At 45.6% G+C, this 10,702-nt stretch carries 12 protein-coding genes; 6 read left to right on the top strand and 6 right to left on the bottom strand.

Annotation, left to right across the window (positions count from 1 at the left end; translation table 11 throughout):
• Positions 1-40: 40 nt before the first annotated feature.
• Complete coding sequence (locus tag ACLWBB_RS11750) at positions 41-1,312, top strand: carbohydrate porin (RefSeq protein WP_413287708.1); 1,272 nt, start codon at positions 41-43, stop codon at positions 1,310-1,312.
• 4 nt (positions 1,313-1,316) lie between these two features.
• Here ACLWBB_RS11750 and ACLWBB_RS11745 read toward each other — a convergent pair whose 3' ends face one another.
• The 4 genes from ACLWBB_RS11745 to ACLWBB_RS11730 form a co-directional block, all read right to left on the bottom strand.
• Positions 1,317-3,296, bottom strand: coding sequence for a 4-alpha-glucanotransferase (locus tag ACLWBB_RS11745; protein WP_413287707.1), 1,980 nt, complete (start codon positions 3,294-3,296; stop codon positions 1,317-1,319).
• Between the two features lie 49 nt (positions 3,297-3,345).
• Entirely contained in the window at positions 3,346-3,723 is a 378-nt protein-coding gene (locus ACLWBB_RS11740) for a hypothetical protein (protein ID WP_413287706.1), read from the bottom strand.
• Complete coding sequence (locus ACLWBB_RS11735; protein ID WP_413287705.1) at positions 3,720-4,568, bottom strand: TIGR02147 family protein; 849 nt, start codon at positions 4,566-4,568, stop codon at positions 3,720-3,722. Before ACLWBB_RS11735 ends, ACLWBB_RS11740 begins: the two co-directional genes overlap by 4 nt.
• A 63-nt stretch (positions 4,569-4,631) precedes the next feature.
• Positions 4,632-5,408 carry a helix-turn-helix domain-containing protein gene (locus ACLWBB_RS11730; protein ID WP_413287704.1) on the bottom strand — a complete coding sequence of 259 codons (777 nt, stop codon included), beginning with the start codon at positions 5,406-5,408 and terminating at the stop codon, positions 4,632-4,634.
• 85 nt (positions 5,409-5,493) lie between these two features.
• Here ACLWBB_RS11730 and ACLWBB_RS11725 point away from each other — a divergent pair, with 85 nt between their 5' ends.
• The 3 genes from ACLWBB_RS11725 to ACLWBB_RS11715 all read left to right on the top strand — a co-directional run bounded on the left by ACLWBB_RS11725 (position 5,494) and on the right by ACLWBB_RS11715 (position 7,453).
• Positions 5,494-6,462 carry a hypothetical protein gene (locus ACLWBB_RS11725; RefSeq protein WP_413287703.1) on the top strand — a complete coding sequence of 323 codons (969 nt, stop codon included), beginning with the start codon at positions 5,494-5,496 and terminating at the stop codon, positions 6,460-6,462.
• A 31-nt stretch (positions 6,463-6,493) separates the two neighbouring features.
• Complete coding sequence (locus tag ACLWBB_RS11720) at positions 6,494-6,973, top strand: hypothetical protein (RefSeq protein WP_413287702.1); 480 nt, start codon at positions 6,494-6,496, stop codon at positions 6,971-6,973.
• 126 nt (positions 6,974-7,099) lie between these two features.
• Entirely contained in the window at positions 7,100-7,453 is a 354-nt protein-coding gene (locus ACLWBB_RS11715) for a hypothetical protein (RefSeq protein ID WP_413287701.1), read from the top strand.
• Positions 7,454-7,521: 68 nt separating this feature from the next.
• Here the strand turns inward: ACLWBB_RS11715 and ACLWBB_RS11710 are convergent, their stop codons facing one another.
• Positions 7,522-8,298, bottom strand: coding sequence for a dienelactone hydrolase family protein (locus ACLWBB_RS11710; RefSeq protein ID WP_413287700.1), 777 nt, complete (start codon positions 8,296-8,298; stop codon positions 7,522-7,524).
• 144 nt (positions 8,299-8,442) lie between these two features.
• Here ACLWBB_RS11710 and ACLWBB_RS11705 point away from each other — a divergent pair, with 144 nt between their 5' ends.
• Complete coding sequence (locus ACLWBB_RS11705; protein WP_413287699.1) at positions 8,443-8,586, top strand: hypothetical protein; 144 nt, start codon at positions 8,443-8,445, stop codon at positions 8,584-8,586.
• A gap of 74 nt (positions 8,587-8,660) precedes the next feature.
• Complete coding sequence (locus ACLWBB_RS11700; protein WP_413287698.1) at positions 8,661-9,530, top strand: LysR family transcriptional regulator; 870 nt, start codon at positions 8,661-8,663, stop codon at positions 9,528-9,530.
• On the opposite strand, the gene ACLWBB_RS11695 is transcribed toward ACLWBB_RS11700, so the two are convergent.
• Entirely contained in the window at positions 9,531-10,412 is an 882-nt protein-coding gene (locus ACLWBB_RS11695; protein ID WP_413287697.1) for a hypothetical protein, read from the bottom strand.
• Positions 10,413-10,702 lie beyond the last annotated feature (290 nt).

The following is a 10,702-nucleotide window of genomic DNA, read 5'->3' as shown; positions in this document are numbered from 1 at the left end:
GAATATTCCATATCTTTTTCAAGGGGCAGGGTGAAAAAGTATGAAGCGAGTTGTTGCACTTTTGTGGATTCTTATTGGAACGAGCGCCTCTAGTTTTGCGTTAGAGGGTGATTTCACCGGCTATCTTCGAGGTGGAACAGGATTAAACCTGCAAGGCGGACAGGAAGAGTGTTTTAACAACGAAGGAATTCCGGGTAATTTCTTGCGTTTAGGAAACGAGTGCGGATTTTATTCAGAACTTGCTATTGTTTTCAGCAATAAAAAAGCCGACGAAAATGACGGCGCATATTTCCGAACACAAATGCGCATAACGACAGATTCCAGAGGGACGCGTCAATGGGAACGTGCGGCAGACCGTGACATGAGTCAGATCGAAGCCTTCGTAACAGCCGGCGGGTTTAGCGAAGTCGCCGGAGACTTCTGGATCGGAAAACGTTTTTATCGTGACGTCGATCTCTATATTTTTGATTGGTATTATTTTGCGGATATGAGTGGGGTGGGCGCCGGTGTCGAGAACATTCCTCTTGGTTCTGGAAAGTTTTCCCTCGCGCACCTTATTCAAGCGAATGACACCGTCAGTTCGTCTGTTGGAAAACCTGTTTTGCAAGCGATTGATTTGCGTTGGAAAACCCTTCCGGTCCGTGATCAGCTTCTTTATCTATGGGGCGTGTATGCATGGGCTCCAAGAAGTACTGAGGGAGTTAATGAATACGTAAAAACAGATGGCTATTCTTTGTCAGCGCGTGTTTCAGGACCTTTAGCGACGGGCAATAACAATCTTTCTCTGATGTACGGTAAAGGGACGATGAAGGATTTTAATATCTATGCGAACAGTGCTTTGCCAGAGACGAATGACAGTCAAAATAGAGCATGGACCATTCGTGTAGTTGAAGACTGGCAAAAAGAAGTAAGCGCACGCTGGGCGGTTCTTTTTGCATTGGCTGGCGAGATTGGCGACAATGGCACAGACACGCTGAAACATCGTGAGTGGCAAGCCATTGGTATTCGCCCGATTTATTTTGTCTCGGATCGTTTTCAGTGGGTGTTTGAAACAGGTTATTCAAGATACAAAAACGACGCGGAAGTCGATGGTCTTGGAAACCCTATTGGCGCACGTGAATTGGGACGCGTGAGTTTAGCACCGCAGTTGTCTTTATCTAAAAGCATTTGGGTAAGACCCGTGATGCGCGCGTTTGTGGCTTATTCGTTCTGGACAGACTCAAATAAAACCTACGTTGATAACAAAGCACCAAGCTTTGCGGATAAAAACGCAGGAATGAGTTTCGGTTATCAATTCGAGGCCTGGTTCTAAAGACCTAGGCCTTAAGGCCGCGATGTTTTTTCAGAACATCGAAGATTGCTTTGGCCTGTTTGTTTTCAGTCCATTGCGAGATCGGCAAAGAGTATTTACGGCGCCAGTTCGGGTATTCCTTCCAGGTGCCGGGAATATTTTGCGGAGCCTCTTCGTTCCAGAAGTCTTCGATGGTTGCGACAAAGTACTTACCTTTAGACTTTGCCAAGTTCTCGTGAAGTTTCACGGTGATATTCTCAGGAGCCGTGTAGTCATTCCAAGCGGCGATTTGACTTTTTCTTTCCCCTTGGAATTTCACACGTGATTCATCTTTGAGAATATTTAACTTACACACAAGATCTAGATCCGTGCCCTTCATGAAGCTGGCCCACATTGGCAGATCATGATTGTTGAAGCTAATCATAGCATTTGGTGGAACACGATCAAAAGCCTCGGTCGGTTTTCTCCAGGACTCTAATTGCAGAACCCACATACCGTTGATGTTTCTTTTGTGAATAAGTTCATCCACAGCTGCAGGGACGGTTCCCAGATTTTCACCCACGATATCCGCTTTTGCTTTAGAGGCTTCCAGCATTGAAATCGCAAACAGGTCTTCTTTTGGAAAACGCATATAAATGCCATCATGGGCGGTCCAGCCCTTAGGGATTGTGAAGACACGATAAAGTCCCATGACGTGGTCCATACGTAAGATCTTGCAGTATTTGAGGTGATTGCGAAGACTTTTGCGTAAGTACTGATAGCCTTCTGCTTGATGCGTGAAAGGATTGAAGGCCGGGAATCCCCAGTCTTGGCCTTGTTGGAAAACTTCCTCAGGTGGAGCTCCCACAGAAACTTCTTTAAAGAACACAGGTTTGAATTCACGGAAGTCAAAACCAGCGTCATTTACGCCGACCGGGAAGTCCAAGTACAAACCTTGCGGTAGAGTTTCAGAAAGTTCGCGCAAAGACTCGTTCATTTCAAACTGCACAAAGCGATGGAAGTTTTGCTCTGAAAGGTCGCTTGAACGGAATTTCGCATAAGCATCGATCTCGCTATTATCAGCGACAAAATTCAAATACGCAGACTTAGTGTGAAGGCTATGAGTAAAGAAACTTTCTGAAAGAAGCTTTAAAGCTTGTTTCTTCAGTTTGTAAACGCGGTGGTAGTCGACATGAGTGCTTTCGCGAAGCTGAGTCAACTGCTTTTGGAAATCGGGGGCCTTCACAAGAGCACGGGCCTCGGCGTGATTGTATTTTTCAATCAATGCGTCCACATCCAAAAAGATTTCATTCCAAAAAAGACGAGTCAGAGCGGAGTAGGGGCTTGGATCACAATCCACAGGATCCAAATTTACCGCAAGCAACGGTAAAGTTCCCAACCACTGAGCGCCGTACTCAGCACATGTCTCGAGCGCTTGTTTCATTTCTTTAAGGGAACCAATGCCCCATTCCTGGCCCGTACGAAGTGCGTAGAGAGGAACGAAGGCCCCCCAAGAGTTACGAAGTTCAGGAGCTGTTTCTAATTTTTCTGGAGCAGAAATGATCAGGGTTGTCAGAGTGCGCGTGTTACTTTTAATCGTGAGTTGATGATAGCCAAGCGGAAGAGTTTTTTCCCAACGTACCTGAAGGCGCTCGTGGGTTTTCATGGACAACTCAGAAATGACCTGTAAGGGCAGTTCCTGCAAACTTCCATCTTCCAAACGGATTTCTGCCGATAAATTCATCAGCTTTTGGCCTTTTGCAAAATAAAGTGTCAGCGTTTGGGGGCGTCCTCCCCAACAGACCACAGATTTTACGACACCGTCTTCGATATATTTCGCGCGGCGTTTTTCGAGCAATTGTTTTAAGTCTGCATCTGATTGAATCGGAGTTTGCGTTAAATCCGAGAGGACTTTAATAAGAGACTTCTCTGGCGCCCAAATAGGAGTGTGATTATTGACAAGATAAGAGGCCTGAAGGCCCCATGCTCGGGCTGTATTACGGAGAAGGATCTTATTTAACAACATGGGGCGAAGATTAATTCGCCCCTGAGGGGCCAGGCAAGTTTTTTTTTGATTAGAAACGGGTGCACGAAAGGGCTTCAGAACTTCCGACGTTGTACAGGTAGTTTTCGCCGGTTGCTGTGACTTTGCCTTTGCGCGTAGTTTTAATTTTAAACCCGCTGCTGGTGTAAGTTTTTGTCTCTGGATCCCAAGTGCCGATTTCTCTAGCGATTTCAATACCGTCGATCGCAATGCTCAGAGCGATTTCATTGCCAGTGCCTTGATCCAGACCCGTGAATGATAGGTCAGAATCCACAACTGGAAGGGTCTGGCATTCAAAGATTCTAGAATCATCTCCGCCGCCTTCTTTGACGCCTTCAAATTCACGGGCGAAAGAAAGAGAGCTGATCAAAGTTAATGTAAGGACAGAGAAACTGAAGAGGGTTTTCATAAATTCTCCTTTAGTTTTGTCAGAGGGAAGAAACTGATTTGAAGTTGGTAAACGTCTTTTGCTTTTTTAGGTTGAAAGTCACGGGCAAAACCGCGACGGAATTTCGTGATTGCCTCAACAGCAACAGCCAAGTCTTCGGGGTCAAAGCACATCGTTGCAGAAGTGTGATTGCGTTTTGCTAACGGGATTTCTTGGACCGCACGTTTAGAGATTTCAAGAAGCTGAACTTGATATTTGCGAGCAGCATCGGAAGTCGCTTCCGGCGTTAGGTGCGAGAGCTCGCCATTTTCAGAAGCATCAATCCAGCGACCCTTAGTGTCCTGCTTAAGAAGTCCTAAACGCAGTAAACGCTCAATAGCGATATTAGCTTCAGACTTTGTGATGCCTAAACGTTGGCTGATCCAAGCGGCATCGGACTTAAATCCGTCAATATAGGTAAGCTCCAAAATAGCGTAGTGATACCAGTCAGAAATCACCGCGAACGAATCTAAAGTCATTTGCTGAAATTCAGGGGCTGCGCGAACCGCTGTCATGTCTTCAGAGGTCGGCAGTTTATGAAGTTGTTCTACGCTTAGGCCCAATGCAGAGCCTAAGCGCAATTTCATCTTTTCGGTAATTGGACGCTTGCCATTGATCATTTGCGAAAGTGCTGAGGGCTCTACTTGCAAGGAACGGGCGAAAGATCTGAGTGAATAATTCGGATTATGACGACAACGCTCAACCAGAGTCTCTTGCAAGAGACTTCTGAAATTAGGGGCTGTTATACGGCGTCTTTTATCGCGAAGCACTTCCATGGGTCTGAAAGATACTCTAAGGACTTCAGGATTTCCAATTTTTTGAAACAAAGTGTGTCAGAATTTGAAACACTTGAATTTTCTTCCTGTTTGTCTCCGAAGTCTTCAAAATCCCTAGTCTAATTGGTTGAGCGGACCTGGGATAAAGCTTCCATGGCTGGTCATAGAAACCCAGCGGGTTAGCTTTAAATTCGCGGTCGAGAACGCCATCTCTCGTAAAGCGCGTTTGGCCATTTCCCTTTCAAGCTCCCTCAGCTGGAGAAGGAAGTCTTGGTAGGTTTCGTCTTTCATTTTTAAACAGCGAATGATGAACTGCCCGGATTCTTGATTTCTAGGGTGGGCAAGTTCATCGACGATACGATGTCCCCAGGTATTGTAGGTCTTTTCTAAGAGGGGACCACTGCCAAAGTTACTGACCAAAGAAATCGGCGGGATCTGAATCTTATTCTCGGGCAACAGGGTGATCAGACCTGCTTCATCGAGGGTGCGTAGGTACTTAAAAGCTTGAGCCTCGGTCAGCTTCGATTCTTTTTTGATCTCCTCGACAGAGGAGCGCTCAATGACAAGCTTTACGAAAAAGTGAAAGAGGTCTTTGTTCTTAAGAAAAAGTGCTTGTTCCTCGGGGGTAAAAGAAACCGAAGTCATTTCTTCGCGTTCAATTTCCTGAAACAGATCAGACAGAGTAATGCCGAGGATTTTAGTGATCTCAACGAGCTTCTGGAAAGAGCAGTCATCAGCCGAAAAGATCTTCTTTACGCCGGACTCAGACATCTGCATCTTTTTAGCGAGTTCTTTATAAGAGATTCCCCGTTCCCGTAAGAGGTGTTTCAGGCGTTGGATAAGGATTTTGAACTCTTCCCGGGTATGCGTTTGGGGCTTCTTTTTAGGCATTTTAGGTCCTTTTTTGGGTACTTTCTAGTATCCCTTATGATTTTGCACCCTATGTGGGTACCTTCCTTCCGTCAAGGGAGAAACTATGAAAGCAACATTCGTCCTATTAGGTTTGGTTTTATCTACAACATCAGCATTCGCGCAGGCGGAGGCCTTAGAATACAAAGGCTCGAGTTTCGCGGAAGTCCTTCAAGTCCTCGAGGATCATGATTTCACTCCAAGCAGTGAAGGTGCAAGGTACGAGAAAGAGGTCTATGCGACTCGTCTTCCTCAGTATCCTATGAATATGCTGTCAGTGTTTCAGGGCTCGGGCACGACGCTGGAACGTGATGCAGTTCGTACCTTGAGTGAACGGTTTGATTATTATGATCGTCTTCCGAAAAAGCTTCATCCAAATGGCGTGTGCGTAACTGGCGAGTGGAAAATCCAAGAGAACACTCCTTATAGTGGTTACTTCGCAAAAGGCTCTCAAGGTCTTTTTGTAGGAAGAATTTCAGTTGCGATGGATAAAACAACTTCAAAAGACGACCGTGGCTTCGGTGTCGCTGGTAAAGTCTTTCCGACAATGAACGCACATGAAGTGGTGAAGACCGGAAACTTCTTTACCGTCGATGTTTTAATGGGTGAGGATACACCCCATGTGCTTGATGCGCGCACGACCAATGAACCTGAATCTGGTTTTAGCTTGGGGCTAATTAGCTTTGCCTTCAAGATCGCTTCGGTCCTTAAGAAAGTGGATGAGAATCCAATGTTCAGACCTCTGACCCAAGTGGCCGCTTTGTCTGAGCCTGGCGCTGTGAAACAACCAAAATGGCTTCGCCTTTCGGTAGATAAAAGCGTTCAAAGAAACAATGAAAAAGACTTCCGTCATGAAGTTTTGACGGCGATGCAGGAAAATAAAAAGATCACTTACGCCATTGAAGTATCAGATACGACCAAAGATCGATCTGCAAAGTCTGGTTGGAAAAAAATCGGTGAGATCGTTTTGGATCACGCTGTTGTTAGTTACGGTTGTGACCGTCGCCTTCACTTTGCACATCCAAAATTAAAATAAGTTAAAGAAAAACTAAGAAAGGTGTAAAACTATGAAAACATCAAGAGTCGCTAAAATTCGCTTTATGGTTCTAGGTCTTTTTTTCGTCAGCAGTACAGTTGCATACGCCGCGTCTGATAACTTGTCTCGCTTCGTCGGAAGTTCTGGCAAATATGCTGTTTCTTCGGATTCTGCGTTTTGCACAGCGAGATACTCTCACTTGGATTTAGACGTAGATGCCCAAAACAAAGTCATAAATCTTCTTTTTATTGGGAATGGAAATGAAAATGGAATTCCTACGGCAGGCCAAGAGCAGATCTTTGTTAGCCGTACAGAGACCTATGATCGTCCCCATTTTCCAGGCACAGAGAAGCTCCGTATCGTTATAAAGAACAATACGATCGTAGTTCAGTCTTCGATTGGAGAATTCGGTATTTGGAAAGAGGATCGCAAGCTTCTTCAGTTTGTGAAGACCTCTAAAATCTTGCTTTATGGCAAGGATGGAGTTCCTTGTCAGTTTGTCAGAAACTAAGCGAAATGTAGGTTTTGCCTGTGTCAGGGGTTGACACACTTTGTGTCAAAAAAACTGGATTCTTAATCGGAAGGTCGATACAAGGGTTTCAGGAAAAACAACAACCCCTTAACAAAAGGAAACAACATGAAACTTAAAATGATGATCGCAACAGCAGCGATGGTACTAACTTCTAACTTCGCAATGGCGCAGGATGAAAGCTTGATCTTCCAATGTGAGAGTCTTCCAAATGTGGACTCTTCATTGACTGTATTGGGCATCAACGATGAGCACGCTGGCTTGCAATTGGTTATTCTTATTAACGGTGAAATCAAGGCTGTAGATTCAGGTACAGTAGATCAGAATCTGACAAAATTTGAAGGTCAAACTTTTGAACTTCAATTGGCAAGAAGCCCCTCAGTGCTTACTGCGATTGCTGAGAATCCTGTATTGAGCGTTGGTCAGTCAGACTCTTTGAACTGCCATTCGCCTCTTCAGTAAGGCTTTAATAAAAACCTTGCGCCTTCCTCTAAAAGGCACTGAGATCCTCGCTCAGTGCCTTTTTTATTTTATTCGCCAAAGACTTCTTTTAAGAACGCCACAAGAGAGCTCCAAGAACGCTTGTCGGCTTTTTCGTCGTAAGCAGCTCCCTTTGAGGGGTCATTGCCTGCATTTTTATCCGTGAATGAATGAACGGCATTGGCATAAGAGGTGAAGGCATAGTCCACCTTGGCAGTGTTCATTTCATTGATAAAGGCCATAACCTCTGTTGGCGGCACAAAGGGATCTATAGCTCCATGATGAACCATTGTCGGCATTTTCATATTGGCTACGTCTTGGGGATTCGGATTAGTTAAAGCTCCGTGGAAGCTAACCGCTCCGAGGATGGCAGCTCCTGCACGGGCCAGTTCCAATGCTCCTGTTCCGCCAAAACAATAGCCAATGGCAACGGCCTTTGAGGCATCCATGCGGCTGTCTGTTTTTGCGTATTCAAGCGCCGCCATTTCACGTTGTCGGAAAAGGGCTCGGTTACCGGCTTTGTAAAAATCAGACAGACGAGTACGTTCTGCCGGATCTGTCGGGCGAATTCCTTTGCCATAGACATCGATAGCAAAACCCACATAGCCAAGTTCGGCAATCATTCGAGCCCGCATTTGTTCGTAGTCACTGACTCCGGTCCACTGGTGAACGATATACACCACGGGACGAGGCCCCGTGAACTTGTCATCATAAGCGATATAGCCTTCAAGGTCTGTATTGCCGTCTTTATAATTCACAACCTCTGTTTGAATGGCGGCACTGGCTGTGCTGGCAATCAACATAAAAAATACAAATAGATGCTTCATAAATCCTCCATCCGGCGATGATAAAAAATCGCGGATTGGGAGGTCAAAACTATGTAAAGAGTTTTGGTGAAGTACACAGGGTGGTTTAGGGCTTGACCCAATACATGGCATCTCCTAGGTTGCGCAAACACAACGGAGACCTCTATGAAATCGTTTCTGCTCTTGTCACTTTTAGCCCTTACAGCTTGTACAATGGATGCTGATGAACGTTACATCCGTGGGACCCAATCATCTCAAGAGATTGTTTCGTGTGATAAAGCCTTTGCAGTTATATTTACTTGCAAATGATTTGAGTTCTGAACTCATATTTACGATGAAATTAACTTGAATATAAGTTCATTAAAGTTGTAGAAGCATAACTTATGGATATATATCGCGTTCGTTATTTTCATGTCTTTGCAGAAACAGGATCTTTGGTGAAGGCCTGTGAGGTCCTACATATCTCTCAACCGGCGCTTTCGAAAGCGCTCCGCTTATTAGAACAAGAAGTGGGTATCAAGCTCTTGGAGCCTGAGGGACGGGGGCTTAGACTGACGTCGGCCGGATATCGCTTTAAATACTCGACAGCCGGTCTTTTGGATCAATGGTTGAAGGTTCCTGAAAATCTTTTACGAACAGACAACGAAAAACCTCCGACCCGTATAGGCTCTTTCGAGGTTTTTACCACCTACTTCTTAGGACATCTTACAAAACATGTAGAGCTCAACGCCTTGGAGCTTCATGAATACAGCCCAGGTCAACTCGAGCAAGCTATTGCTGAGGATAAGGTGGATATTGGGATTACTTATGCGCCAATCCCGAAGGCGGGTGTTGATTTTGTTGAAGTAGCAAAAATTAAAATGGGCGTGTTTGGGTTAAAAAAGTTTAGAGGGACACCTTTGGTAGAGTTGCCATTTGTAGTACCACTATTGCCCTCGGAAGGAACGCCTTCAAAAGTTCAGGGGCTTGATGGCTGGCCAGACCATAAATTTACCCGGAATATTCAATACCGGGTTGCGATGATGGAATCTGCGATGGAACTTTGCCGTCAAGGCCTGTCTGTTGCGTATTTGCCAGAGTTCGTCGTGAGCTTGCACAACAAGACTCTTTTGCCGGAATTTAGATTGATCGAACTTGATTCGCCGATTTCACAGAAAGATCGTAAGCAGAGTGTGTTCTTGGTGCAGCGGCAGCATTCGGCGGAGCAGAGTCTGCACCGCCAAATTGCGAAGAGTCTGAGAGCTCTAACCTAGTTATTTCGAAGGACAGATCACCGCTTGTTCCGCTGCGGAAATCTTTAAAGAACTAATTGGTTTGAAATCGACGACCATCGCTTCGACTTTTTCATAGCCAGAAGTGTTGCCGTCTGTGTTTTTGCGCCAATAGTTGCGCGCTTCTGTAGGTGTCCAATCGCAGAATTGGCGCAGTGAAATCGCGGCGATTAATCCTGAAGCATGCCAGCCATTCCAGCAGTGACCGTAAATAGGGCCAGGAAGCTTTCCTTTGATGCGATCATGGATCAGTTGCAAGATCGTTTTGTGATTCGCAGACGTCAGTGCCGTGACTTGTTTGTAATTCAAAGAGTGCTTATCAGAACCGCTTCCGCAGTTTGTAGCTTTCGGTGCTCCAGAGTAGTTGGTTGCATAGTAATAAATTGCCGTCGAGAATCCCTCTTCGCAGAGGTTTTTAAGTCCATCACTTGGTAGTGGATTCATGTTATCGCGAGGATTGTCTCGATGATACTTATTATTTGCGCCCCCACGATAGTACACACCATGCAGAACAGCTCTAAAGTTACGAGTACCATAGAGATCTTCAAAACCTTTGCCGTTGTTGTCAGTCACCTTTGTATAAGGCTCTGAAACTTTATAGTGCGTTTTCCACTGATGGAAAATATCCAAGAGCTCATTAGACGCCGGAGTAGGAAGAGGAGTCGGAGTAGCCGCAGGAGTTGGTGCAGGTGTCGGTGTTACTGCCGGGTTGTCTGGAACTTCGGGGGTTTCTTCAGCAGGAGTTTCGGCGCCGTTATTCTCTTCTGAAGCAGGGATGTTTGTCGGGGTTGTTACCTTATGACCAGCACAGGAGACTTGAAATAGGGCAAAAAAGGCTATTAAAACAACAATTCTCGTCATCATCGATACCGCCTTGAATGTGGGAGTTTGTGGTGCTCCTAGAATACTTGTTTTCCGCTACTGGTGCGGATCTCGAGGCGTATTTCAGGTCTTAGAGCCCGGGCGAACACCAAGTTCTGGACGGGCGTCAGAGGGATCTAAGTCCTGGGTCGTTGTTGTGATTTATGTTTGCAGAAGGCCTCGTACAACGGGACGACGCGAGGACGCGGAACACGAGAAAGCCTCGGGGACATTCACTGAGGTGATGTTTTGACCACGTCGGTGAGTGGTCTTTTCGCAATAGCGATACGATC

This window comes from Bdellovibrio sp. HCB337 (assembly GCF_047302465.1).
In the GTDB taxonomy this organism is placed as follows: Bacteria; Bdellovibrionota; Bdellovibrionia; order Bdellovibrionales; family Bdellovibrionaceae; genus JACMRP01.
The sequence above is the reverse complement of the archived record's forward strand: the minus strand, read 5'-3'. Positions and strand labels throughout refer to the sequence as shown.

Bases quoted from the DNA above. Each gene is read 5' to 3' on its own strand.
- ACLWBB_RS11700 (WP_413287698.1), top strand. From the start codon at position 8,661: ATGGATATATATCGCGTTCGTTATTTTCATGTCTTTGCAGAAACAGGA.
- ACLWBB_RS11730 (WP_413287704.1), bottom strand. From the start codon at position 5,408: ATGCCTAAAAAGAAGCCCCAAACGCATACCCGGGAAGAGTTCAAAATC.
- ACLWBB_RS11695 (WP_413287697.1), bottom strand. From the start codon at position 10,412: ATGATGACGAGAATTGTTGTTTTAATAGCCTTTTTTGCCCTATTTCAA.
- ACLWBB_RS11740 (WP_413287706.1), bottom strand. From the start codon at position 3,723: ATGAAAACCCTCTTCAGTTTCTCTGTCCTTACATTAACTTTGATCAGC.
- ACLWBB_RS11705 (WP_413287699.1), top strand. From the start codon at position 8,443: ATGAAATCGTTTCTGCTCTTGTCACTTTTAGCCCTTACAGCTTGTACA.
- ACLWBB_RS11720 (WP_413287702.1), top strand. From the start codon at position 6,494: ATGAAAACATCAAGAGTCGCTAAAATTCGCTTTATGGTTCTAGGTCTT.
- ACLWBB_RS11745 (WP_413287707.1), bottom strand. From the start codon at position 3,296: ATGTTGTTAAATAAGATCCTTCTCCGTAATACAGCCCGAGCATGGGGC.
- ACLWBB_RS11715 (WP_413287701.1), top strand. From the start codon at position 7,100: ATGAAACTTAAAATGATGATCGCAACAGCAGCGATGGTACTAACTTCT.
- ACLWBB_RS11710 (WP_413287700.1), bottom strand. From the start codon at position 8,298: ATGAAGCATCTATTTGTATTTTTTATGTTGATTGCCAGCACAGCCAGT.
- ACLWBB_RS11750 (WP_413287708.1), top strand. From the start codon at position 41: ATGAAGCGAGTTGTTGCACTTTTGTGGATTCTTATTGGAACGAGCGCC.
- ACLWBB_RS11725 (WP_413287703.1), top strand. From the start codon at position 5,494: ATGAAAGCAACATTCGTCCTATTAGGTTTGGTTTTATCTACAACATCA.